General features: G+C 73.8%; 20 protein-coding genes. 10 read left to right on the forward strand and 10 right to left on the reverse strand.

The features are described from left to right. Positions 1 to 116: 116 nt before the first annotated feature. The 4 genes from EIZ62_RS21375 to EIZ62_RS21390 are packed head-to-tail and all read right to left on the reverse strand — an operon-like array spanning position 117 to position 5,798. Positions 117 to 1,277: an acyl-CoA dehydrogenase family protein gene (locus EIZ62_RS21375; protein ID WP_156694250.1), complete on the reverse strand. Its 1,161-nt coding sequence runs from the start codon at positions 1,275 to 1,277 to the stop codon at positions 117 to 119. Between the two features lie 3 nt (positions 1,278 to 1,280). Next, positions 1,281 to 2,234, reverse strand: coding sequence for a hydroxymethylglutaryl-CoA lyase (locus EIZ62_RS21380; protein WP_156694251.1), 954 nt, complete (start codon positions 2,232 to 2,234; stop codon positions 1,281 to 1,283). After that, positions 2,231 to 4,174, reverse strand: coding sequence for an acetyl/propionyl/methylcrotonyl-CoA carboxylase subunit alpha (locus EIZ62_RS21385; protein WP_156694252.1), 1,944 nt, complete (start codon positions 4,172 to 4,174; stop codon positions 2,231 to 2,233). Before EIZ62_RS21385 ends, EIZ62_RS21380 begins: the two co-directional genes overlap by 4 nt. Positions 4,175 to 4,181: 7 nt before the next feature. Then, complete coding sequence (locus EIZ62_RS21390; protein WP_156696529.1) at positions 4,182 to 5,798, reverse strand: carboxyl transferase domain-containing protein; 1,617 nt, start codon at positions 5,796 to 5,798, stop codon at positions 4,182 to 4,184. A gap of 77 nt (positions 5,799 to 5,875) precedes the next feature. Here EIZ62_RS21390 and EIZ62_RS21395 point away from each other — a divergent pair, with 77 nt between their 5' ends. The 3 genes from EIZ62_RS21395 to EIZ62_RS21405 all read left to right on the forward strand — a co-directional run bounded on the left by EIZ62_RS21395 (position 5,876) and on the right by EIZ62_RS21405 (position 8,164). After that, a complete protein-coding gene (locus tag EIZ62_RS21395; protein ID WP_156694253.1) occupies positions 5,876 to 6,454 on the forward strand; it encodes an SACE_7040 family transcriptional regulator in 579 nt (192 codons plus the stop codon). Positions 6,455 to 6,543: 89 nt separating this feature from the next. Continuing rightward, positions 6,544 to 7,314 (forward strand): hypothetical protein, encoded by a 771-nt coding sequence (locus EIZ62_RS21400; protein WP_156694254.1) that lies wholly within the window; start codon positions 6,544 to 6,546, stop codon positions 7,312 to 7,314. Between the two features lie 82 nt (positions 7,315 to 7,396). Continuing rightward, complete coding sequence (locus EIZ62_RS21405; RefSeq protein ID WP_156694255.1) at positions 7,397 to 8,164, forward strand: phosphatase; 768 nt, start codon at positions 7,397 to 7,399, stop codon at positions 8,162 to 8,164. A 13-nt stretch (positions 8,165 to 8,177) separates the two neighbouring features. On the opposite strand, the gene EIZ62_RS21410 is transcribed toward EIZ62_RS21405, so the two are convergent. The 5 genes from EIZ62_RS21410 to EIZ62_RS21430 form a co-directional block, all read right to left on the reverse strand. Continuing rightward, positions 8,178 to 8,600 carry a PIN domain nuclease gene (locus tag EIZ62_RS21410; protein WP_156694256.1) on the reverse strand — a complete coding sequence of 141 codons (423 nt, stop codon included), beginning with the start codon at positions 8,598 to 8,600 and terminating at the stop codon, positions 8,178 to 8,180. Beyond that, positions 8,597 to 8,806 carry a type II toxin-antitoxin system VapB family antitoxin gene (locus EIZ62_RS21415; RefSeq protein ID WP_156694257.1) on the reverse strand — a complete coding sequence of 70 codons (210 nt, stop codon included), beginning with the start codon at positions 8,804 to 8,806 and terminating at the stop codon, positions 8,597 to 8,599. The genes EIZ62_RS21410 and EIZ62_RS21415 overlap by 4 nt, the downstream gene beginning before the upstream one ends. 71 nt (positions 8,807 to 8,877) lie before the next feature. Beyond that, on the reverse strand, positions 8,878 to 9,741 hold the full coding sequence (locus tag EIZ62_RS21420) for an acyl-CoA thioesterase (protein ID WP_156694258.1): 864 nt from the start codon (positions 9,739 to 9,741) through the stop codon (positions 8,878 to 8,880). Beyond that, positions 9,742 to 10,899, reverse strand: coding sequence for an acyl-CoA dehydrogenase family protein (locus EIZ62_RS21425; RefSeq protein WP_156694259.1), 1,158 nt, complete (start codon positions 10,897 to 10,899; stop codon positions 9,742 to 9,744). Positions 10,900 to 10,978: 79 nt separating this feature from the next. Next, complete coding sequence (locus tag EIZ62_RS21430; RefSeq protein ID WP_156694260.1) at positions 10,979 to 12,196, reverse strand: helix-turn-helix domain-containing protein; 1,218 nt, start codon at positions 12,194 to 12,196, stop codon at positions 10,979 to 10,981. 179 nt (positions 12,197 to 12,375) lie between these two features. Between EIZ62_RS21430 and EIZ62_RS21435 the strand changes: the two genes are divergently transcribed. Beyond that, the gene (locus EIZ62_RS21435) at positions 12,376 to 12,981 is read left to right on the forward strand and encodes a hypothetical protein (RefSeq protein ID WP_156694261.1); all 606 of its coding nucleotides are present in this window, start codon (positions 12,376 to 12,378) and stop codon (positions 12,979 to 12,981) included. Positions 12,982 to 13,073: 92 nt separating this feature from the next. Here the strand turns inward: EIZ62_RS21435 and EIZ62_RS21440 are convergent, their stop codons facing one another. Beyond that, positions 13,074 to 14,531, reverse strand: coding sequence for a PucR family transcriptional regulator (locus EIZ62_RS21440; protein WP_244375877.1), 1,458 nt, complete (start codon positions 14,529 to 14,531; stop codon positions 13,074 to 13,076). A 175-nt stretch (positions 14,532 to 14,706) separates the two neighbouring features. Between EIZ62_RS21440 and EIZ62_RS21445 the strand changes: the two genes are divergently transcribed. The 6 genes from EIZ62_RS21445 (at position 14,707) to EIZ62_RS21470 (ending at position 24,372) form a co-directional block, all read left to right on the forward strand. Next, complete coding sequence (locus tag EIZ62_RS21445; RefSeq protein ID WP_244375879.1) at positions 14,707 to 16,215, forward strand: sodium:solute symporter family protein; 1,509 nt, start codon at positions 14,707 to 14,709, stop codon at positions 16,213 to 16,215. 40 nt (positions 16,216 to 16,255) lie between these two features. Next, on the forward strand, positions 16,256 to 17,242 hold the full coding sequence (gene speB, locus EIZ62_RS21450) for an agmatinase (RefSeq protein WP_156694263.1): 987 nt from the start codon (positions 16,256 to 16,258) through the stop codon (positions 17,240 to 17,242). A gap of 104 nt (positions 17,243 to 17,346) precedes the next feature. Beyond that, positions 17,347 to 19,029 carry a thiamine pyrophosphate-binding protein gene (locus EIZ62_RS21455; RefSeq protein ID WP_156694264.1) on the forward strand — a complete coding sequence of 561 codons (1,683 nt, stop codon included), beginning with the start codon at positions 17,347 to 17,349 and terminating at the stop codon, positions 19,027 to 19,029. 69 nt (positions 19,030 to 19,098) lie between these two features. Further along, positions 19,099 to 20,064 carry a serine hydrolase gene (locus EIZ62_RS21460; protein WP_156694265.1) on the forward strand — a complete coding sequence of 322 codons (966 nt, stop codon included), beginning with the start codon at positions 19,099 to 19,101 and terminating at the stop codon, positions 20,062 to 20,064. A 121-nt stretch (positions 20,065 to 20,185) separates the two neighbouring features. Further along, positions 20,186 to 23,917: an ABC transporter ATP-binding protein gene (locus tag EIZ62_RS21465; protein ID WP_156694266.1), complete on the forward strand. Its 3,732-nt coding sequence runs from the start codon at positions 20,186 to 20,188 to the stop codon at positions 23,915 to 23,917. A gap of 107 nt (positions 23,918 to 24,024) precedes the next feature. Further along, positions 24,025 to 24,372, forward strand: a complete 348-nt coding sequence (locus EIZ62_RS21470; protein ID WP_156694267.1) for a hypothetical protein — start codon at positions 24,025 to 24,027, stop codon at positions 24,370 to 24,372. Positions 24,373 to 24,384: the final 12 nt, after the last annotated feature.

The raw sequence follows: 24,384 nt of genomic DNA on the forward strand, positions 1-24,384 counted from the left end.
CGATGCGGCACTCCGCGGCCCGGGCGCCTCGGACCGTGCCCTCCGAACGCCCCGGCGCACCGCGGCCGCCGCCGGTGAGGGCGGCGGCCACGGTGCGCCGAGCGGCCGGGCGGGCGTCAGGCGGAGAGGCCCAACTCCCGTGCGATCAGCATCCGCTGGACCTCGCTCGTGCCCTCGCCGATCTCCAGGATCTTGGAGTCCCGCCACATCCGCGCCACCGGGTACTCGTTCATGAAGCCGTAGCCGCCGTGGATCTGGGTGGCCTCACGGGCGTTGTCCACGGCCACCGTCGACGAGTACAGCTTCGCCAGCGCGGCCTCCTTCTTGAACGGCTCGCCGCTCACCAGCCGGGACGCCGCGTCGCGCCAGCCGATCCGGGCCATGTGCGCCCGCATCTCCATGTCGGCGATCTTGAACTGGACGGCCTGGTTGTCCCCGATGGGCCGCCCGAAGGCGTGCCGCTCCTTGGCGTACTTCACCGACTCGTCCACGCACCCCTGCGCCAGACCCGTCGCCAGCGCCGAGATGGCGATCCGGCCCTCGTCGAGGATGCGCAGGAACTGGGCGTACCCGCGCCCCTCCTCGCCCACGAGGTTGGCGACCGGCACCCGGACGTCGGAGAAGGACAGCTCGCGGGTGTCCGAGGCGTTCCAGCCCACCTTGGAGTACGGGGCGGCCACCGTGAAGCCGGGGGTGCCCGACGGGACGATGATCGAGGAGATCAGCGGCTTGCCCTCGGGCGTGCGCCCGGTGACGGCGGTGACCGTGACCAGACCGGTGATGTCCGTACCGGAGTTGGTGATGAAGCACTTGGAGCCGTTGATGACCCACTCGTCACCGTCCCGGACGGCCGTGGTGCGGGTGCCGCCCGCGTCCGAACCGGCGCCCGGCTCCGTCAGCCCGAACGCGCCCAGGATCTCCCCGCCGCACATGCGCGGCAGCCACTCGCGCTTCTGCTCCTCGGTGCCGAAGCGGTAGAGCGGCATCGCGCCGAGCGAGACGCCCGCCTCCAGGGTGATGGCCACCGACGAGTCGACCCGGGCCAGCTCCTCCAGGGCGATGCCGAGGGCCAGGTAGTCACCGCCCATGCCGCCGTACTCCTCCGGGAAGGGCAGACCGAACAGGCCCATCTGCCCCATCTCGCGGACGATCTCGTACGGGAACTCGTGGCGCTCGTAGAAGTCCCCGATCTTCGGGGCGACGACCTCGTGGGCGAACTCCTCCACGGTGCGGCGAAGTTCCTCGTGCTCCGGGGAGAGCCGGTGGTCCAGGGACATGACTCAGGACTCCTTGTGGGAGGCCGCGCCGCCGAGGGCGCGGACGGTGCGGGACGGGCTGGGACGGCCCAGTTGTCCGGCCAGCCACACGCTCGTGGCGGTGAGCCGGCCGAGGTCGACCCCGGTGTCGATGCCGAGGCCGTGGAGCATCCACACGAGGTCCTCGGTGGCGAGGTTGCCGGTGGCGGACTTGGCGTACGGGCAGCCGCCCAGGCCGCCCGCGGAGGCGTCGACCGTGGTGACGCCGTGCTGGAGGGCGGCGAGGGTGTTGGCGAGCGCCTGCCCGTACGTGTCGTGGAAGTGCACGGCCAGGGCGGTGGCCGGGATCCCCGCCTCGCCGAGGGCGGTCAGGAGCCGCGTCACATGGCCGGGGGTGGCCACGCCGATGGTGTCGCCCAGGCTCAGCTCGTCGCAGCCCAGGTCCCGCAGGCGCCGGCAGACGGCGACGACCTGCTCGACCGGGACGGGGCCCTCCCAGGGGTCGCCGAAGCACATGGAGAGGTAGCCGCGCACGCTCAGGCCGTGCTCGACGGCGCGGGTGACGACGGGGGCGAACATGGCGAGCGCCTCGTCGACCGTGCGGTTGAGGTTGGCCCTGGCGAACGACTCGGTGGCGCTGGCGAACACGGCCACGTCACGGGCGCCGAGCGCCAGCGCCCGGTCCAGTCCCCGCTCGTTGGGCACCAGGACCGGCAGGCGTACGCCGTCGAGGCCGCTGACGAGCGGGAACAGCTGCTCGGCGTCGGCCAGCTGCGGCACCCACTTGGGGTGGACGAAGCTGGTCGCCTCGACGGTGGTCAGCCCGGCCTCCGCGAGGCGGCGGACGAACTCCGCCTTCACCTCGGTCGGGACGACGCCCTGCTCGTTCTGGAGGCCGTCGCGCGCGCCGACCTCGTGGATCCGCACGCGCGCGGGCAGGCCGGGCGCGGGAACGGTCATCGGGAGCCCTGCGGTCATGCGTCCGCCTCCTCCTTGGGGACCACCACGGCCAGTACCTGGTCCATGGCGACGGTGGTGCCGGGCGTGACGTCCAGTTCGGCGACGGTGCCGTCGTGGGGGGCGGAGATGACGTGCTCCATCTTCATCGCCTCCACGACCACCAGGCCCTGTCCGGCCGTCACCTCGTCCCCGACGGCGACCTTGACGACGGTGACCGTGCCCGGCATGGGCGCGGTGAGCGAGTCGGCCCCGGCGTGGGCGGTGCGGTCGAGGGACGCCTCGACGGGGTCGTGGTCCAGGACGTTCCACGAGTCCCCGTCGCGGCCGAGCCAGGTGCCCGCGCGGTGGAAGGTGTGGGTGACGCCGTCCACGGTGACCGTGACCCGGCCGGCCTCCACGCGCGCGTGGCCCCGGGTCCGGTGGGCGACGGGCTCGTGCCCCGGTACGCGCAGCCAGTGGGTGACCGGGAGGGGCTCCCCGCCGAGCCGCCAGCCGCTGGGCACCGAGAACGGGTCGGTCCAGCCGCCCGCGTCCGGCTCGGGACGCAGGCCCGCCTCGCGGACGGCCGCCGCGGCCTCGTACACCTCCTCCGGCACCCCGTCCGGGACGAGGCCGTCCACGTCCCGCTCCACGAGGCCGGTGTCGAGGTCGCCGGAGACGACGTCCGGGTGGGCCAGCAGCCGGCGCAGGAACCCGGCGTTGGTGGGGACGCCCAGGGTGACGGTGTCCGCCAGCGCGGCGCGCAGCCTGCGCAGCGCGGTGGGGCGGTCGGGTCCGTGGACGATGACCTTCGCCAGCATGGGGTCGTAGAGGCTCGCGACCTCGGTGCCCTCGCTGAGGCCGGAGTCGGTGCGCACCCCGGCGCCGTGCGGCTCGTTCAGCGCCAGGACGGTGCCGCCCGAGGGGAGGAAGCCGCGGGAGGGGTCCTCCGCGCAGATCCGGGCCTCGATGGAGTGGCCGGTCAGCGCGATGTCGTCCTGGGTGAACCCGAGGGGCTCCCCGGCGGCCACCCGCAGCTGCCACTCCACCAGGTCCACGCCCGTGATCAGCTCGGTGACCGGGTGCTCGACCTGGAGGCGGGTGTTCATCTCCATGAAGTAGTAGGCCGACGGGTCACCGCCCGGGACGATGAACTCCACCGTGCCCGCGCCCCGGTAGCCGCAGGAGCGGGCCGCCTGCACGGCCGCCTCGCCCATCGCGGCGCGGGTCTTCTCGTCCAGCAGGACGGAGGGCGCCTCCTCGATGATCTTCTGGTGGCGGCGCTGGAGGGAGCACTCCCGCTCGCCGAGGTGCACGACGTTGCCGTGGCCGTCGGCCAGGACCTGGATCTCGATGTGACGGGGCCGGTCGATCCACCGCTCCACCAGCAGGGTGTCGTCACCGAACGAGGCCCGTGCCTCGCGCCGGGCCGCGGCGATCTCCTCCAGCAGGGCCGACTCCACGCGGGTGAGGCGCATGCCCTTGCCGCCGCCGCCCGCCGAGGGCTTCAGCAGTACCGGCATGCCGATCTCGCGGGCCGCCGCGGCCAGTTCGTCGTCGCTCAGCCCGCTCCCCGAGGAGCCGGGCACGACCGGGACGCCGGCCGCCTTCACCGTCTCCTTGGCGCGGATCTTGTCGCCCATGAGGGCGATGGCGGAGGCGGGCGGGCCGATGAAGACCAGCCCGGCGTCCTCGCACGCCTTCGCGAAGGCGGCGTTCTCCGCCAGGAAGCCGTAACCCGGGTGCACCGCCTGGGCGCCGGTGCGGGCCGCGGCCTCCAGCAGCCGGTCCGCCCGCAGGTAGCTCTCGGTCGCGGCCGGCGGCCCGATCCGTACCGCCGTGTCCGCCTCCCGTACGTGGCGGGCGTCGGCGTCCGCGTCGCTGAAGACGGCGACCGAGCGGATGCCGAGGGCCCGCAGCGTACGGATGACGCGGACCGCGATCTCGCCCCGGTTGGCGACAAGAACAGTCGTGAACATCAGTCCCTCACATCCGGAAGACGCCGAACTGGGGGTCTCCCAGCGGGGCGTTGGCGCAGGCGGTCAGGGCCAGACCCAGCACCTGGCGGGTCTCCAGGGGGTCGATCACCCCGTCGTCCCACAGCCGGGCGGTCGCGTAGTAGGCGTTGCCCTGCTGCTCGTACTGGGCGCGGACCGGGTCCTTGAAGGCCTCCTCGTCCTCGGTGGACCAGGACTCCCCACGGCCCTCGATCTGGTCCCGCTTGACCGTGGCGAGGACGGAGGCGGCCTGCTCGCCGCCCATGACGGAGATCTTGGCGTTCGGCCACATCCACAGGAAGCGGGGGCTGTAGGCCCGGCCGCACATCGAGTAGTTGCCCGCGCCGTACGAGCCGCCCACGACGACCGTCAGCTTCGGTACGCGCGTGCAGGCGACGGCGGTGACCATCTTCGCGCCGTGCTTGGCGATGCCGCCCGCCTCGTAGTCCCGGCCGACCATGAAGCCGGAGATGTTCTGCAGGAACAGCAGCGGGATGCCGCGCTGGTCGCACAGCTCGATGAAGTGGGCGCCCTTCTGGGCGGACTCGGCGAACAGGATGCCGTTGTTGGCGACGATCCCCACCGGGTGGCCGTGGATCCGGGCGAAGCCGGTGACCAGGGTCTGGCCGAACTCCGACTTGAACTCCTGGAACCGGGAGCCGTCCACCACGCGCGCGATGACCTCCCGGGCGTCGTACGGCGTGCGCGAGTCGACCGGCACCGCCCCGTACAGGCCCGCGGGGTCCACCTTGGGCTCCTCCGCCGGCTCCACCGCCCACGGCAGCGGGCCGCGGGCGGGGAGCGTCGCCACGATGTTCCGGACGATCCGCAGGGCGTGGGCGTCGTCCTCCGCGAGGTGGTCGGTGACGCCGGAGGTCCGGGAGTGGACCTCGCCGCCGCCCAGCTCCTCGGCCGTGACCACCTCGCCGGTCGCCGCCTTCACCAGCGGCGGGCCGCCCAGGAAGATCGTGCCCTGGTTCCGCACGATCACCGCCTCGTCGCTCATCGCCGGGACGTACGCCCCGCCGGCGGTGCACGAGCCGAGGACGGCGGCGATCTGCGGGATCCCGGCGCCCGACATGCGGGCCTGGTTGTAGAAGATCCGCCCGAAGTGCTCCCGGTCGGGGAACACCTCGTCCTGCTTCGGCAGGAAGGCGCCGCCCGAGTCCACCAGGTACAGGCACGGGAGCCGGTTCTCCAGGGCCACCTCCTGGGCGCGCAGGTGCTTCTTGACGGTCATCGGGTAGTACGTGCCGCCCTTGACCGTGGCGTCGTTCGCCACCACCACGACCTCGCGGCCGCTGACCCGCCCGATGCCGGCGATCACACCGGCCGCCGGGGCCTGGTCGTCGTACATCCCGTTCGCCGCCAGCGGCGCCAGCTCCAGGAACGGCGAGCCGGGGTCCAGAAGGCTGTCGACGCGGTCGCGCGGCAGCAGCTTGCCGCGCGCCGTGTGCCGGGCGCGGGCCTTCTCGCCACCACCCATTCGGGCGGCCGCCAGCCGGGCGCGCAGCCCGTCGGCCAGCTCGTGGTGCGCCGCCTCATTGGCCTGCCAAGCGGCGGAGGCCGGGTCCGCCGCACTGCTCAGCACGGGCGCCTGCTGCATCATGCCCCCAGTTAATGACCGTTAACGTATGTCCATCAGGTTAACGACCGCTAACCGCCTTGTCTAGAATCAATCCCATGAGCACCAGGACCGACGCCCCGACGCGCCGCGAGCAGATCCTCAAGGAGGCCGCCCGCCTCTTCGCCGAGCGCGGCTTCCACGGCGTGGGCGTCGACGAGATAGGGGCCGCCGTCGGCATCAGCGGCCCCGGCCTCTACCGGCACTTCCCCGGCAAGGACGCCATGCTGGCCGAACTGCTGGTCGGCATCAGCGAACGGCTCCTCGACGGCGGCCGTCGCCGCGTCCAGGAGGCGGCGGGCGACCCCGAGGCGCTGCTCGGCTCGCTCATCGACGGGCACATCGACTTCGCGCTCGACGACCGCCCCCTGATCACCCTGCACGACCGCGAGCTGGACCGCCTCCGGGAGGCCGACCGCAAGAGGGTGCGCCAGCTCCAGCGGCAGTACGTCGAGCTGTGGGTCACCGTGGTCCGCGAGCTGTACCCGGCACCCCCGGAGACCGAGGCCAGGGCCACCGTCCACGCCGTGTTCGGCCTGCTGAACTCCACGCCGCACATCGGCCTGCTCGGCCGCACCGCCATGGAGGCCCTGCTGCGCCGTCTGGCGCACGGCGCGATCGGCTCGCTCGCGGACTGACCGCCCGCCCGGGTGCGCCGCCGGGGCGGCGGGTAGAGTCCGGATCTTCGGCCGCGCCGGCTGCCGGAGTCCTGAGAGCGGCACCCGCGATGCACGCTTCCCCGCTGTCCCCGTCCGCGTCCCCGTCCGCACGCCTGGACGCCGCACTGGACGGCCTGGCCGTCACCTTCCGGGGCATGACCGCCCGCCCCGACGAGACCAACTGCGAATGCCACTGGGGCAGCGACGAGGACCTCGCCCTGCTGAAGACGCCGGACGTGACGCTGTACCCGGACCTGCTGGACCGCACCTGGCGGGCCATCGACTGGACCGACTGCGGGGCGGTGCTGCGCCGCGTACTGCCCCAGCTCTCCCGGGCCCTCGTCGCGGGCCGCGTCGACGCCTGGTCCGGCCTGCACGAGGTCGGGCGCTCGTTCACCATCGCCGGCTGGACACGGTGGCCCGCCGACCACGCCGCGCCGGTGCGGGAGTTCCTGGAGGCCTGGTGGCTCCACACCCTGACCGACCCGCGGCCGGCCGTACCGGCGCACGAGGTCCTCGCCCTGGTCGCCGAGGCCTCCGGCACCCTCACCCCGTGGCTCGCCACCTGGGAGGCCCTCGACTCGCCCCGGGCCACCGAGCACCTGGCCGAGGCGGCGGACCAGTGGGAGTACGACCCGCTGGGCGACGAACTGCCGTGGAGCGGCTGGCACGACGAGGAGGCCATGTGCGCCGAACTGACCGCCTGGCTGGTGCGCCACGCGGCCGGCCGGCTCCGGGCCCACGGCGCGCCGGAGGAGCTGCTCCACCGGATACGGCTGCTGGGCGTCACCGGCGCCGCCCGGTGGGAGGACCCCCACTGGCCGGGTCACCGGTACTGACACCCGCCCCGGGCGCGCCCCGACACGTCCACCCCGTGGAACCACGCCGCCACTGCGCGTACCGGGACGGCACAATGGGGCCATGCCGATACCCAGCCGCGCCGCCCTCGTCGAGCACCTCGTCCGTACCCGGATCGCCGGAGACGTCGCCACGCCCCGCGACAACAACCTCCTCCACTACCGCAAACTGGCGAACGGCGACCGCCACTACTGGCTCGGCATCGAGCTGGGGGACCGGTGGACGGACGAGCAGGACGTGCTCGCCGTGATGGCCGAGCGGTGCGGGGTGAACGACGATCCGGCGCACCGGTCCGGCCAGGACACCATCGACCCCGAACTCACCGTCGACGGCCTCGACCGGATGGCCGCGCGGCTGCGGAAGGCCGCGGCCGGCAGACAGCGCGTGCTGTTCGCCACCGGCCACCCCGGGGCGCTGCTGGACGTGCACAGCCGCACCGCCGCCGCGCTGCGGAGCGCCGGGTGCGACATCGTCCGCATCCCGGGCGGGCTCGTCGCGGACGAGGGGTACGTCGTGCAGTTCGCGGACGTGGCGGTCTTCGAGCGCGGCGCGAGCCTGTGGCACACCCACTCGCCGGAGCCGATGAACGCGATCCTCGACCGCCTGGACGTCCGGCCGGACCTCGTCGTCGCCGACCACGGCTGGGCGGGCCGCGCCGGCCAGCGCGGCATCGACTCCGTCGGGTACGCCGACTGCAACGACCCCGCCCTGTTCATCGGCGAGGCCGAGGGCGTCATGCAGGTCACTGTCCCGCTCGACGACCACGTCGTGGACCCGCGCTTCTACGAGCCGATGACGGAGTACCTCCTGGACGCGGCGGGCCTGGCCTGACCGGTTCCGTCCGTCAGAGGCTGCCCGGGGGCGCGATCCACGTCGTGGGCTGGCCGGTGGCCCTCGCGACCGTCTCGAAGTCGGCGTCGTAGTGCAGAACGGTGAGGCCGGACAGTTCGGCGGCGGCCGCGAGCAGGAGGTCGACCGGGCCGGCGCTCCGGTGCTCGCCGCGCTCCGTCAGCACGCGTTGCACGCCGCCGGCCCGCTGGTACACACCATCGGGGACGGGTGCCCAGTTGAAGAGCTCGGCGAGCAGCTCCTGTTTCGTCAACCGGTCGGCCAGGGAGCGCGCCGAGTAGAGCATCTCCAGCTCGGTGATCTCGCACATCCCGATGACGCCCTCGGTGAGGTGCTCGCTCCAGCGCTCCCGGACCTGCTTGTTCGTCAGGATCCGGACAGCGGCGGACGTGTCGATGAGGTGGGTGACCGGGCTCACCGGCGGTAGGCGCCCTTGTCGAGAAGGACGTCGAAGTCGCCCCGATCGCCCATCGCGGCGAGCTCTTCCAGGGCGTTCAGGCGCCGCCGGCGCTTCGCCACTTCCAGGAGCGCGGCGTTGACCGTGTCCTTCTTCGTGGTGGTGCCCAGTATCGACGCCGCCTCGCTCAGGGCGTCGTCATCGACTTCGACGTAGAGGTTCGACATGGGTCATATCCTCCCTATGCTGGCGCCATATGAAGGATATGCCCCTGCCAGGGCCGGCGGCAATCACGCGGTCACCCCCGCGGGACGCGCACCACGCCCTCCTGGATCACGGAGATCGCGAGCCGGCCGTCCTGGGTGTAGATGCGGGCCTGGCCCAGGCCCCGGCCGCCGGAGGCGGAGGGGGACTCCTGGTCGTACAGGAGCCACTCGTCCGCCCGGAAGGGGCGGTGGAACCACATGGCGTGGTCCAGCGAGGCGCCCACCACGTCGCCGACCGCCCAGCCGCCGCGCCCGTGGGCGAGGAGCACCGAGTCGAGCAGCGTCATGTCGGAGACGTACGTCGCCAGGCACACGTGCAGCAGCGGGTCGTCCGCCAGCTTTCCGTTGGTGCGGAACCACACCTGGGAGCGCGGCTCGCGCGGTTCGCCGACGCTGCCCCACGGCGGCGCCTCGGCGTACCGCAGGTCCACCGCGGCCCGTGCCTCGACCAGGCGGCCGGCGACGTCCGCCGGGAGGTGGCGCGGCAGCATCTCCGCGGCCGTCGGGAGGCTCTCGGGGTCGGGCGCGGCCGGCATGTCCGCCTGGTGCTCCAGGCCCTCCTCGTACGCCTGGAACGACGCCGACAGGTGGAAGATCGGCTGGCCGTGCTGGACGGCGACGACCCGGCGCGTGGTGAACGAGCGGCCGTCGCGGATGCGGTCCACGGTGTAGACGATCGGCGCGCCCGGGTCCCCGGCGCGCAGGAAGTACGCGTGCAGGGAGTGGGCGGGACGGTCCTCGGGGACGGTCCGGCCGGCCGCGACCAGGGCCTGGGCGGCCACCTGGCCGCCGAAGACGCGCGGGACGAGGGCCGACCGGGACACGCCCCGGAAGATGTCCTGCTCGATCCGCTCCAGGTCGAGCAGATCGAGCAGGGCGTCGAGAGCCTCGGGCACTTACAGGCCCATCGACTTCGCGATGATCGTCTTCATGATCTCGCTGGTGCCGCCGTAGATGCGGTTGACGCGGTTGTCCGCGTACAGGCGGGCGATCGGGTACTCGTTCATGTAGCCGTAGCCGCCGTGCAGCTGGAGGCAGCGGTCGATGACGCGGTGGGCGACCTCGGTGCAGAACAGCTTCGCGGAGGCGGCCTCGGCGGGGGTCAGCTCGCCCGCGTCCAGGGCCTCCAGGGCGCGGTCGGCGACGGCCTCGGCCGCGTCCACCTCGGCCTGGCAGGCGGCCAGCTCGAACTTGGTGTTCTGGAAGTGGGCGACCGGCTTGCCGAAGACCGTGCGGTCGGTGACGTACTGCTGCGCGAACCGGATCGCGGCCTTGGCCTGCGCGTACGCGCCGAAGGCGATGCCCCAGCGCTCGGAGGCCAGGTTGTGGCCGAGGTAGTAGAAGCCCTTGCCCTCCTCGCCGAGCAGGTCCTCGACCGGCACCTTGACGTCGACGAAGGCCAGCTCGGCGGTGTCGGAGGTGCGCAGGCCCAGCTTGTCCAGCTTGCGGCCGATGGAGTAGCCCTCGGACTTGGTGTCCACCGCGAAGAGCGAGATGCCGAAGCGGCGGTCCTCGGCGCTGGGCGCGGAGGTGCGGGCGCACACGATCACGCGGTCGGCGTGGACGCCGCCGGTGATGAAGGTCTTGGCGCCGTTGAGGACGTAGTGCGTGCCGTCCTCGGAGAGCTTGGCGGTGGTCTTCATGCCCGCGACGTCGGAGCCGGTGCCCGGCTCGGTCATCGCCAGTGCCCACATCTCCTCGCCGGAGACGAAGTTCGGCAGGTAGCGCTTCTTCTGCTCGTCGGTGGCGAGCATCTTGATGTACGGCAGGGCGAGCAGCACGTGCACGCCGGAGCCGCCGAAGTTCACGCCCGCGCGGGAGGTCTCCTCGTACAGGACGGCCTCGAACTTGTGGGTGTCCAGACCCGCGCCGCCGAACTCCTCGGGCACGTTGATCCCGAAGACGCCCAGCTCACCGAGCTTGTGGTAGAAGTCGCGCGGCGCCTGGCCCGCCGCGAACCACTCGTCGTAGACGGGGACGACCTCGGCCTCGATGAAGGCGCGGATGGTCTCCCGGAACGCCTCGTGGTCCTCGTCGAATACGGTACGGCGCACGGACGCCTCCTCGGGGTGTCGCTGGGTACGGTCTGGCTAAGCGCTTGCTCAGCGTGTGCCAGTCGAAGTTACTCATCGGTCACCCGTTCTGTCCAGACTCCGCGTCTGTGATCCAGCGCCCTTCGGCGGAGTCGTACGCGTACGCCGGCCTCCCCCCGGTCCCGCTCGTGCGGAAGGGCTTCCCGCCGTCCGTGATCCGCGCCGTCCCCGAACGCCCCCCGGCGCTCCACTCCAGCTCCAGGTACCAGCGGCAGTCGCAGCCCGCCGTCCGCGCGGAGACGAGCAGCTCCTCGGGGTCGGAGGAGGTGACCTTGTACGGGAAGGAGACGGCCGGGATCGTCCGGACCTCGGCCCCGGAGGCGTCGAGGCCGTCGACGGGCCGCGCGAGCGGGCGCGGCCGGTCGAGGTCCACGGCGAAGTGGCGCGGGGTGACCGCGCCGCCGCAGCCCTCGCCCATCCGGTACGCGTTCCACGGCGGCGGCTCGGCCCGCCCGACCACGCGGACGTGCAGGGCGTGGAGGACCACGGCGGTGGACGCCGACCGGCCCTGGAGCGAGAGCCGCACCAGCGCCTCCCCGCCGTGCACGGCCCCGTGCGCTCCCGCCCACGCCTTGGCGTCGGCCGTGACCGGCGGCGGGGCCACCGCCCGCGGGGCCCGGTCCACGAGGTACGTGTGCCCGCAGTCGCCCTGCCAGAGCTGGGAGCCGACCGTCCAGGTGAAGGGGAGGGGGTCCGCGGTCCGCGCCGGAGGGGTCGGGGCGGGAGCGGCGGCGGAACCCGTACGGGTGGGGTGGCCGAGCAGGGCGGCGGCGAGCGCGAGCACGACGAGGGCGACGGCGGCGGCGACGAGGAGCGGAGCGCGGGCGGCACGACGGGAGTGGGGCGCCCCCGGGGCGGGCGCCTCCGGCGCGGGCGGGGCGGCGGCGGTCGGGCCCGGGGCGGGGTCGGGGTCCGGGGCGGGGCCCGGTTCCGGCGCGGACGGTTCCGGGTGCGATGCCGGCGCGGCCGACACGGGCGGGGGCGAGGGCACGGGCGCGGCCGCCCGGCGGCGGGCTCGGTCCGCCTCCGTCCAGGCCGCCTCCAGGGCCCGCCGTTCCTCCTCGTCCGCCCCGCACAGCAGGGCGAGGCGGTCGACCACGCCGAACTCCTCCGGGACGGTCGCGCCGGAGCAGTAGCGGTGGAGGGTGGACGCGCTGACGCTCAGACGCCGGCCCAGCGCCTCGTAACTCCTCCCGTCCCGCGCCTTCAGCGCGCGCACCAGCCCCGCGAACTCCTCGACGGCGGCGTCCTTCGGCATTCCATCCCCCTCGATCCTGCGTCCCACCCTGCGTCCCACGCTTCACGTCCTTGCACGTCAACGGGGGTGGAATGGTTCCGGGACGGATGGTGGGCGTGTGATCGTTGCGGGCGGCGGGCGCCGGCCCCACGCTGGTGGAGCACTGACCGAACGAACGACCCGACGGGGGATCCACCACCATGAACACGCTCCGCACCGCACTCGCCACCGCCGCCGCCGCCGTCCTGGGCCTCGCGGCCCTCGCCACGGCCCCGGCGCAGGCCGCCGCCCAGCCCGCGTTCCTCGCCGCCTCCCAGATGCCGCCGTCGTCGACGCCGTGGACCGCCACCCAGGTATTCACCGGCGTCCCGGAGAACGGCGGCGTCCTCTGCGCCTCGTACAAGATCCCGGCGCAGAACAGCCGCTACCGCGAGTTCAGCACCGACCTCGACGCCAACGGCGTCCAGGTCACCACGGTCGCCCGCACCGAGGCCGACGCCGTGAAGCTGGTCGACACCCTCCGCACGTCCCTCGCCAACTGCGGGCCCCTGCTGGAGCAGCAGAACCCGGGCCTGAAGGCCGTCAGCGCCTCCCACGGCAAGCTCGCCGTCGAGGAGGGCGCCTGGGTCTACAGCCTGGACACCGCCGACCCGCAGATCGGCGCCACCGACATCCACCTGTTCTCCGTCGGCCGCGACGGCCGCACCGTCACCCTCGTCCGCTGGGGCCAGACGGGCGACCTCAAGGACGCCCCGCTGACCGCCTTCCGCACCACGACGAAGACCGCCGTCAACAAGCTCCACTGACCCGGGGGGCTCCCCAAGAGCTCACCACAGCCCCGCAGCGGCGCGACCCGAACCCGGGCGCGCCGCTGTCGTGCTCACCTCCCGCGCCGGCCTCACGACCACCGCAGCGCGAACCACAGCTCCATCCGGGCCTCCGCGTCGTCCAGGTCCATGGCGAGCGCCTCCCCGCACCGGGCGATCCGCTGCCGCACCGTGTTGCGGTGCACCCCGAGCGCCGTGGCCGTGCGGTCCCAGCTGCCGTGCAGCGACAGCCACGCGCGCAGGGTCTCCCGCAGGGGTTCGGAGAGCGGGGCGAGGAGCGTGCGCGCGTACGCGGACGCCTCGTCCGGGTCCAGCAGCGCGCCCATCCCGCCGGAGCGGTGCCGGGCCAACGGCAGGTGCGCCGCCCGGGCGCGGCGCAGGGCGCGGGCCGCCTGGAGGTCGGCCGCGGCCAGCTCGGCGGGGCCCGCCGGGGCGCTCACCCCGAGGGCCCAGCCCGGGTGCGGGGCTGCGTCGCGCCCCGCGGGCAGCAGCGCCCGTACCGTCCCCTCCCGCACGTCCACGTCCACCAGCGGGGTGCCCAGCGGCGGCGGAACGCCCTCCCCGCGCGCGTGCACCACGGTCCACGGGCCGCCCCCCAGCAGCGGGGCCACCTCCGCCGGGCCGGCGCCCAGCAGGAGGCGGACCAGGGCGGCGGAGCGCGTCGCCTCGTCGGCGCCCTGGTGCGGGGCGGTGAGCAGCGACAGGAGGACCACCGCGACGCCCGCCACCGTGCGGTCACCCGGCTCCCGCCGCCCCGGGGCGAGGCCCAGCGTCAGGCCCTGGCCGCCCCCGAGGGCGTACGCGGCGAGGGGCACCCCCGCCACGGTGTCGGCCGCCGAGGCGGGCCGCGGCCCACCGGCACCACCGCCCGAACCCTCCGCGGGGCCCGCCTCCCGCGAACCCGCGTGCGGCACCCGGGCCAGCCGGGCGAGGGCCGCCGCGACCTCGGGTTCCGGGGCGGGGCCCGCGGCGGCGTACTCCGAGCCGTCCGGCGCGTACAGCGCGGCCCGCCCCGCCAGCCGGGACGCCAGCGCGTGCAGCACGGCGGGCACCGGGTCGGGCCGGGCCGCGGCGGTCGCCAGCGCCTGCTGGGCCTCCGTCACCCGGCGCAGCTCCCGGTGCCGGGCCTCCGCCATCAGCCGCCACACCGCGCGCCCCACCGCCGTGAACGGGGTCCTCGGCGGCACCTCCAGCAGCGGCAGCCCGTGCCGGGCGCACGCCTCGGCGAGGGCCCCGGGCACCGTGTCGTACACCGGCGCCACCCCGAAGCCCAGCGCCGCCGCACCCGCCGCGACGACCCGCGCCACGTACCGCTCCGGGTCCGGCAGCTGCACCCCCGCCGTCATCAGCAGCTCGCCGCCCAGCAGGTACGGGAAGGGGTCGGCCATCTCGGAGGTGTGCACCCAGTGGATGTCGGCCTCCTCCGGCCCGGCCAGCAGGCGCAGCCCCAGGTCCTCCCGGGCCAGCAGCGCGCTCAGCCGGACGGGGGGCGCCGGTGGGGCCGGCAGCGCCCCGGCGGACTCGGACATGGACGGTTCCTCCATCCGACGTGCGACCAGTGGAGGAAACGTACACTTCAGCGTCCCTTTCCGGCCACCTACTGTCGTCCCGACCGGCGGCGCGGGTACGGGCGGATGTCCCCGCAGGACCGCCGGGGCTCCATCCCCCGCACGACACGCCACCGAGGTACGCGAAGGAGGCCCCATGGCCGTCGACTACACAGTGATCGCCGTCTATCTGGCCGGCATGCTGGCGATGGGCTGGTGGGGCATGCGCCGCGCCAGAAACAAGAGCGAGTTCCTGGTCGCCGGCCGGCGCCTCGGCCCGTGGATGTACTCCGGCACCATGGCGGCGATCGTCCTCGGCGGCGCCTCGACCATCGGCGGCGTGGGGCTGGGCTACCGGTACGGCCTGTCCGGCGCCTGGATGGTCCTCACCATCGGCCTCGGCCTGCTCGCGCTCTCCGTCTTCTTCTCGGCGCGCATCGCCCGCCTGAAGGTCTACACCGTCTCCGAGATGCTCGACCTGCGCTACGGCGGCAGGGCCGGGGTCATCTCCGGCGTGGTGATGTGGGCGTACACGCTGATGCTCGCGGTCACCTCGACCATCGCGTACGCCACCATCTTCGACGTCCTGTTCGACCTCGACCGCACGCTCGCGATCGTGCTCGGCGGCACCATCGTCGTCGCGTACTCGGCCCTCGGCGGCATGTGGTCCATCACGCTCACCGACATGGTGCAGTTCGTCGTCAAGACGATCGGCGTGCTCCTGCTGCTCCTGCCGATCGCGGTCGTCAAGGCGGGCGGCTTCGCCGAGATGAGGGAACGGCTGCCCGGCGACTACTTCGCGCCGCTCGGCATCGGCGGCGAGACGATCTTCACCTATGTGCTGATCTACACCTTCGGCATGCTCATCGGCCAGGACATCTGGCAGCGCGTGTTCACCGCCCGCGACGACCGGGTGGCCCGCTGGGGCGGCACGGTCGCCGGTACGTACTGCCTGCTGTACGCGATCGCCGGCGCCGTCATCGGCACGGCCGCCAAGGTGATGTACCCCGACCTGGCCGGCGCCGACGACGCGTTCGCGACCATCGTCAAGGACGAGCTGCCCATGGGCGTGCGCGGCCTGGTGCTCGCCGCCGCCCTCGCCGCGGTGATGTCCACGTCGTCGGGCGCGCTGATCGCCTGCGCGACCGTCGCCAACAACGACATCTGGTCCAGGCTGCGCGGCCTGGTCACCACCAGGGACGGCAGCGACGGAGAGGCCGACGAGGTCAAGGACAACCGCGCCTTCATCCTGATCATGGGTGTCGCCGTCATCGCCGTCGCGATCGCCCTCAACGACGTCGTCGAGGCGCTGACCGTCGCGTACAACCTCCTCGTCGGCGGGCTGCTCGTCCCGATCCTCGGCGGCCTGCTGTGGCGCCGCGGCACCGCGGCCGGCGCGCTGGCCTCCGTCGCCGTGGGCGGCCTCGCCGTGACCGGCCTGATGGCGGCGTACGGGATCCTCGCCAACGAGCCCGTCTACTACGGCCTGGCCGCCTCCCTCACCACCTACGTCGTCGTCTCCCTGTGCACCAGGCCGACCGACGCCGCGGTCCTCGCCGCCTGGCGCGCCCGCCTCGCGGGGCACGCCCCCGGCGACGGGAGCGCCCCCGGCGACCGGAACGCCCCCGAAACCGCCGCGACCGGGACCACCCCGGCCCACGGTTAGTCTTATAGGTCGACAAGTCGTTGAAAGAAGGCATTTGGACATGAGCAGCAGCAACGAGAACGTGACCCCGCGCGGCCCCGTCGACTCGTCCCGCGTCCCGCGGTACGCCGGACCCGCCACGTTCGCGCGGCTGCCGCGCCTCGACGAGGTCGGCACCGCCGACGTCGCCGTCGTCGGCGTGCCCTTCGACTCCGGCGTCTCCTACCGGCCCGGCGCCCGCTTCGGCGGCAACGCCATCCGCGAGGCGTCCCGCCTCCTGCGCCCCTACAACCCGGCGCAGGACGCCTCCCCCTTCGCGCTCGCGCAGGTCGCGGACGGCGGCGACATCGCCGTCAACCCGTTCAACATCAACGAGGCCGTGGAGACGGTCGAGGCCGCCGCCGACGACCTCCTCGGCACCGGCGCCCGCCTGATGACCCTCGGCGGTGACCACACCATCGCCCTGCCGCTCCTGCGCTCGGTCGCCAAGAAGCACGGCCCCGTCGCGCTGCTCCACTTCGACGCGCACCTCGACACCTGGGACACCTACTTCGGCGCCGAGTACACCCACGGCACCCCGTTCCGCCGCGCCGTCGAGGAGGGCATCCTCGACACCGAGGCGCTGTCGCACGTCGGCACGCGCGGCCCGCTGTACGGCAAGCAGGACCTGACCGACGACGAGAAGATGGGCTTCGGCATCGTCACCTCCGCCGACGTCTACCGGCGCGGCGCGGACGAGGTGGCCGACCAGCTGCGCCAGCGGATCGGCGACCGCCCGCTGTACATCTCCATCGACATCGACTGCCTCGACCCGGCCCACGCCCCCGGCACCGGCACCCCCGAGGCCGGCGGCATGACCTCCCGCGAGCTGCTGGAGATCCTGCGCGGCCTCGCCTCCTGCAACCTGGTGTCGGCGGACGTCGTCGAGGTCGCCCCGGCGTACGACCACGCCGAGATCACCTCGGTCGCGGCCTCCCACACCGCGTACGAGCTGACGACGATCATGTCCCGGCAGATCGCCGCCCAGCGCGCCTCCGGCGCGAAGTAGCACCGGCCCGGGCCGGACACGGGCGCCGCCCCCCGCGGCGCCCGTGTCCACGGCCCGGCCACCGCGCCCGCACCCGACCGACCGCGCACCCCTGGGGACCCTCCATGACCCACGACCACGACCTCGTCCTGCGGCCCACCACCGCGCAGACCGAGGCCGCGCTGAACCCGCCGCCCGGCCGCACCGGCGGGGACCTCGTCGTCGAGACGCTGGCCGGGCTCGGGGCGACCACGGTCTTCGGGCTGCCGGGCCAGCACGCGCTCGGCATGTTCGACGCGCTGCGCCGCTCGAAGCTCCAGTACGTGGGCCTGCGCGTCGAGAACAACGCGGGCTTCGCCGCCGACGCGTACGGCCGCATCACCGGCGAGGCGGCACCGCTGCTGCTGTCCACCGGCCCCGGCGCCCTGATGTCGCTGGCCGCGCTCCAGGAGGCGGCCGCCGCCAGCGCCCCCGTGCTCGCCATCGGCAGCCAGGTCCCGGCGGCCGGACTGGGCGGCGGCCGCCACGGCTACCTGCACGAACTGCGCGACCAGCGGGCCTCGTTCCGCGACGTCGTCAAGTCGGTCCACACCGTGCGCACCGCGTCGCAGATCCCGTCCGCGGTCGCCGCCGCCTGGGAGTCCGCGCTGACCGCGCCGCACGGCCCGGTCTGGGTGGAGATCCCGCAGGACGTGCTGCTCGCCGAGACGTCCCTCCCCGTCGTCACCGCCATGGACGCCACCCCCGAGGACCTCCCGCCGCGCCCCGAGCTGACCGCGCTCGCCGCGCACCTCCTGGCGAACGCCGAGCGGCCCGCGATCATCGCGGGCGGCGGCGTCGTACGGGCCGACGCCTCCGGGAAGCTGCTGGCGCTGGCCGAGCGGATCGGCGCGCCCGTCGTCACGACCTTCGGCGGCAAGGGCGCCTTCCCGTGGGAGCACCCGCTGTCCCTCCAGTCGTGGCTGGAGGACCGGCACACCACCGAGTTCCTGGAGGACGCCGACGTCCTGCTCGTCGTGGGCTCCGGGCTGGGCGAGCTGTCCTCGAACTACCACACCTTCGCCCCGCGCGGCCGGATCGTGCAGATCGAGGCCGACCTCGGCAAGCTGGAGTCCAACCACCCGGCCCTCGGCATCCACGCCGACGCCCGGCTCGCCCTCTCCGCCCTCCTGGAGACGGTCCCGGCCCGGCACGACGACACCGCCGCCGAGCGCGTCCGCACCGTCCTGGACAAGGTCCGGGCCCGGATCGAGGGCCAGGACCTCACGCTGGAGCGGCAGGTCCTCGCCGCCGTGCGCGAGGCCCTCCCGGACGACGCGCCCAGCTTCTGGGACATGACGATCCTCGCCTACTGGGCGTGGTCCGCGTTCGACGCCCGCCGCCCCAACACCATGCACTCCGCGCAGGGCGCCGGCGGCCTCGGCTACGGCTTCCCCGCCGCCCTCGGCGCGGCCGCCGCCGACCCGACCCGGCCCGTGCTGGCCGTCTCCGGCGACGGCGGCGCCATGTACTCCATCGCCGAGCTGGCCACCGCCCGGCAGTACGGGCTGAACGTCACCTGGCTGATCGTCGACGACGGCGGCTACGGCATCCTGCGCGAGTACATGACCGACGCCTTCGGCGAGGCCACCGGCACCGAGCTGGCCCGCCCGGACTTCGTCGCGCTCGCCGGGTCGTTCGGCGTCCCCGCGGTCACCACGACCCGGGAGTCCCTCGCCGCGGACCTCGCCAACTCCCTCGCCGCGCCCGGCCCTTCGGTGGTCGTGCTGCCCGCCGTGCTGAAGATGTTCGCGCCGACCCACCTGTGACGGGCGCACCGCCGGTGGCCCCCGGACGGGTGGGCCACCGGCGTACAACCATTCGCCCGCTGCCGAGTCATGTGTTGTGTGAACAGACTTTCCATATCGCGCCGCCGCCGTGGCGCCGTGTCCGCCGCGGTCGCCCTCGGGGTGCTCCTGCCGACCGCCGCCACGATCACCCCCGCCACCGCCGCCGCCCCGGCCGTGGCGTGCACGTCCCAGAAGGCGGGCCTCGCCGCCAAGCTCGTCAAGGACATCAACGCCGCCCTCAAGGGCCGCAAGTCCACCACCGCGATCCTGGTCAACGACCGGGTCAGCAAGACCAGCTGCGTCCTGCGGCCGGACACGCAGTTCGACTCCGCCAGCGTGGTCAAGACGACCGTCCTCGCCACCCTGCTCTGGGACGCGCAGAAGTCCAAGCGGGCGCTGACCGCGACGGAGAAGTCCCGCGCCACCGCCATGATCACGAAGTCGGACAACGACGCCACCACCGCGTTGTGGAAGCAGCTGGGCGTCACCAAGGTCAAGGGCTTCCTCGCCGCGGCCCAGATGACCAAGACCGTCCCCGGCTCCGGCGGCTACTGGGGGCTCACCCAGATCACCGCCCGTGACCAGCAGAAGCTGCTCGGGCTGATCACCGCCAAGAACACCGTCCTCACCGACGCGTCCCGCGCCTACATCCTCGACCTGATGAACAAGGTCGTCGCCGCGCAGCGCTGGGGCGCCCCCGCCGGGGCCCCCGCGACCGCCCGGATCCACGTCAAGAACGGCTGGCTGCCGCGCGCCACCCACGCCTGGCGCGTGCACTCCATCGGCGCCTTCACCGGCACCACGCACAACTACCAGCTCACCGTCCTCACCCACGACAACGCGACCATGCAGGACGGCATCAACACCATCCAGGCCGTCGCCCGCGTCGTCCACGCCGACCTCAACCCCGGCGCCGCCCGCAGCGACGCCTTCGTCCCGCCCGCCGTCCCGCAGGAAGCCGTCCCGGCCGTCCCGGGCCGCGCCGCCCAGGACCTGGTCAGCGCCCCGCGCTGATGCACGGGACGTAGGACCAAGGGCCGACCCCCGCGGAGGGATGAAATCCGGTCGTCCCCGCGTTGGTGCCTTCCGGTAGATCAGGTCGAACGGCCCGCGGGCCGGATCCGGGAGGCACCACGTGGCGGCGGCAGAGCAGGGATGGGCACGACGGCTGTCCGGGTACGCATGGCGGTACCGGCGCAATGTGGTGCTCGCACTCGGCTCGTCCCTCGCGGGCATGGCCGTCATGGCCCTCGTCCCGCTGATCACCAAGGTCGTCATCGACGACGTCATCGGCGCGAAGACACGGTCCCTCGCCGTCTGGACGGGCCTGCTGCTCGCCGCCGCGGTCGCCGTCTACGCCGCGACGTACGTCCGCCGCTACTACGGCGGGCGCCTCGCCCTCGACGTCCAGCACGACCTGCGCACCGAGATGTACGGGACGATCACCCGGCTCGACGGGCGGCGCCAGGACGAGCTGTCCACCGGGCAGGTCGTCGGCCGCGCCACCAGCGACCTCCAGCTGATCCAGGGCCTGCTGTTCATGCTCCCGATGACCATCGGGAACATCCTGCTCTTCCTGATATCCCTCGTCGTCATGGCGTGGCTGTCGCTGCCGCTGACCCTCGTCGCGCTCGCCGTCGCCCCCGCCCTGTGGTTCATCGCCAAACGCAGCCGCACCCGGCTGCACCCCGCCACCTGGTACGCCCAGGCCCAGGCCGCGCACGTCGCGGGCGTGGTCGACGGCGCCGTGACCGGCGTACGCGTGGTCAAGGGCTTCGGGCAGGAGGAGCAGGAGACCGGCAAGATCCGGGCGGCGAGCCGGAAACTGTTCGCCGGCCGGCTGCGCACCATCCGGCTGAACAGCCGCTACACCCCCGCGCTCCAGGCCGTGCCCGCGCTCGGCCAGGTCGCCATGCTGGCGCTCGGCGGCTGGCTGGCCACCCGTGGCCAGATCACCCTCGGCACGTTCGTCGCCTTCTCCACCTACCTCGCCCAGCTCGTCGGCCCGGTCCGGATGCTCGCGATGGTCCTCACCGTCGGCCAGCAGGCCCGCGCCGGCGTGGAGCGCGTCCTGGAGCTGATCGACACCGAACCGGGCATCGAGGACGGCACGAAGGAACTGCCGGCCGACGCCCCCGCGAGCGTCGAGTTCGACGACGTGTCCTTCGCCTACGAGGACGGACGGCCCGTCCTCGACGGCTTCTCCCTGGAGATCCGCCCCGGCGAGACCGTCGCCGTCGTCGGCTCCTCCGGCAGCGGCAAGTCGACCGTCTCGCTGCTCCTGCCGAGGTTCTACGACGTGACGCACGGCGCCGTCCTGATCGGCGGGCACGACGTGCGCGAGCTGACCCTCGACTCGCTGCGGGCCGCCATCGGCCTCGTCCCCGAGGACAGCTTCCTCTTCTCCGACACCGTCCGCGCGAACATCGCCTACGGCAAGCCCGACGCGACCGACGAGGAGATCCGCGCCGCCGCCCGTGCCGCCCAGGCCGACGGCTTCATCGCCGGCCTCCCCGACGGCTACGACACCAAGGTCGGCGAACACGGCCTGACCCTGTCCGGCGGACAGCGCCAGCGCGTCGCCCTCGCCCGCGCCATCCTCACCGACCCCCGCCTGCTCGTCCTCGACGACGCCACCTCGGCCGTCGACGCCCGCGTCGAACACGAGATCCACGAAGCGCTCCGGTCCGTCATGGCCGGCCGCACCACCCTCCTCATCGCCCACCGCCGCTCCACCCTGAACCTCGCCGACCGGATCGCCGTCCTCGACGACGGCCGGCTCTCCGACATCGGCACCCACGACGAGCTGGAGCGGCGCTCGGCGCTCTACCGGCGGCTGCTGACCGACCCCGACGAGCTGGGCGGCGTCTCACCCGGCCACGCCGTGCCCGTCACCGCACCGCAGGAGGACCGGACGGTCCGGGAAGAGCTGGACGCCGAGTTCGACGCCGAGCGGGGCATCACGCCCGCCCTGTGGGTACGGGACGCCGACGCCGCCGACGCGCGCTCCGGCGCCGGCGACGGGGCCACCCCCGAGCTGCTCGCCCAGGTCGAGGCGCTGCCGCCGGCGACCGACACCCCGGCCGTCGACGAGGCGCGGGCGGTCACGCCCGAGGAGTCGTACGGGCTGCGCCGGCTGCTGCGAGGCTTCGGAGCGGTGCTGCTGGTCAGCCTGGGGCTCGTGGCCGTCGACGCCGGGATGGGCCTGCTGCTGCCGATCCTGATCCGGCACGGCATCGACGACGGCGTCGAGCAGGCCGCGCTGGGCGCGGTCTGGGTGGCCTCCGGGCTGGCCCTCGCGACGGTGCTCGTGCAGTGGGTGGCCCAGACCGGCGAGATCCGGATGACCGGCCGCACCGGCGAGCGCGTCCTCTACGCGCTGCGCCTCAAGATCTTCGCGCAGCTCCAGCGCCTCGGGCTCGACTATTACGAGCGGGAGCTGACCGGGCGGATCATGACCCGGATGACGACCGACGTGGACGCCCTGTCGACATTCCTCCAGACCGGACTCGTCACCGCCTTCGTGTCGCTCGTGACCTTCTTCGGCATCATGGTCGCGCTCGTCGTCATCGACGTGCAGCTCGCGCTGGTCGTCTTCGCGACGCTGCCGGTACTGGTCGTCGGCACCGTCTTCTTCCGCCGCTCCAGCGTCAAGGCGTACGAGCTCGCGCGTGAGCGGATCAGCGTCGTCAACGCCGACCTCCAGGAGTCGGTGGCCGGGCTGCGGATCGTGCAGGCCTTCCGGCGCGAGCGGTCCGGCAGGCAGGCCTTCGCGGCCCGCAGCGCCGAGTACCGGGCGGCGCGCGTGCGCGGCCAGTGGCTGATCTCCGTCTACTTCCCGTTCGTCCAGCTCCTGTCGTCGGTGGCCGCGGCCGCGGTGCTGATCGTGGGCGCGGGCCGGGTCGAGGCCGGGACGCTCACGACCGGCGCGCTCGTCGCGTACCTGCTCTACATCGACCTGTTCTTCGCGCCCGTGCAGCAGCTGTCGCAGGTCTTCGACGGCTACCAGCAGGCGGCGGTGTCGCTGGGGCGGATGCAGGAGCTGCTGCGCGAGAAGACGTCCACCGCCGCGCCCGCGAAGCCGCTGCCGGTGCCCTCCCTGCGCGGGGACATCGCCTTCGAGGGCGTCTCCTTCTCGTACAAGGACGACGAGAGCGCGCTCACCGGCGTCGACCTGCGCATCCCGGCCGGGCAGACCGTCGCCTTCGTCGGCGAGACCGGCGCGGGCAAGTCGACGCTGGTCAAGCTGGTCGCCCGGTTCTACGACCCGACGTCCGGCCGCGTCACCGCCGACGGCGCCGACCTGCGCGACCTGGACCTCACCGCGTACCGGCACCGGCTCGGCGTCGTGCCGCAGGAGGCGTACCTGTTCGCCGGCACCGTCCGGGACGCCATCGCGTACGGCAGGCCCGGCGCGAGCGACGCCGAAGTGGAGGCGGCGGCCCGCGCGGTCGGCGCCCACGACATGATCGCCACACTGGACGGCGGGTACCTCCACGAGGTCGCCGAGCGCGGCCGGAACCTGTCGGCGGGCCAGCGGCAGCTGATCGCCCTGGCCCGCGCCGAGCTGGTCGACCCGGACGTGCTGCTCCTCGACGAGGCGACCGCCGCCCTGGACCTGGCGACCGAGGCACAGGTCAACGCCGCCACCGACCGCCTCGCCGGCCGCCGCACCACCCTGGTGGTCGCCCACCGCCTCACCACGGCGGCCCGCGCCGACCGCGTGGTCGTCATGGACCGCGGCCGCGTCGCCGAGGACGGCACCCACGAGGAGCTGCTCGCCCGCGACGGCCGGTACGCGGAGCTCTGGCGCACCTTCATCGGCGAGGAACCTGCCGGCACCGGCACCCCGGCACCGACGGGCTGACCGGGGCGCCCCGTCAGACCCTGGCCGGGTGGGGTGAGTACGCCGCACCGGCCGCCTGAGTACGGTGGCGCATCCGGCCGGCGGGCGGCCCGGGGTGGGATGGGGGCATGATCACCGACCCCGCCGCCTTCCCGGCGCCCTCCCGCCCCGCCGCCCGGGTGCGCGTCCGCGCCACCATCGCCGCCGTGGCGTTCCTGCCTGCCTGCGCGGTGGTCGGATTCCTGACGCTCTTCTCCGAGCGGGCCTCCGGGTGCGTCCTGGAGGGCGGCGACCAGTGCGTCGGCGTGCCGGGCGCGTTCTGGCTCCACAGCGCCCTGGCGGCCGGTCTGCTGTGGTGCGTGGCGCTGTTCACCCCCGACCGGGGCGGGCGCAGCCGGGCCGTACGCCTGGCCGCCTACCGCGTCCAGCTCGGCTGCGAGGCCTTCGCGCTGTTCGCGATCCTCAGCCACGCGTAGCCCCGCCGCCGA

It is taken from the genome of Streptomyces ficellus (assembly GCF_009739905.1).
Lineage (GTDB): Bacteria > Actinomycetota > Actinomycetes > Streptomycetales > Streptomycetaceae > Streptomyces > Streptomyces ficellus_A.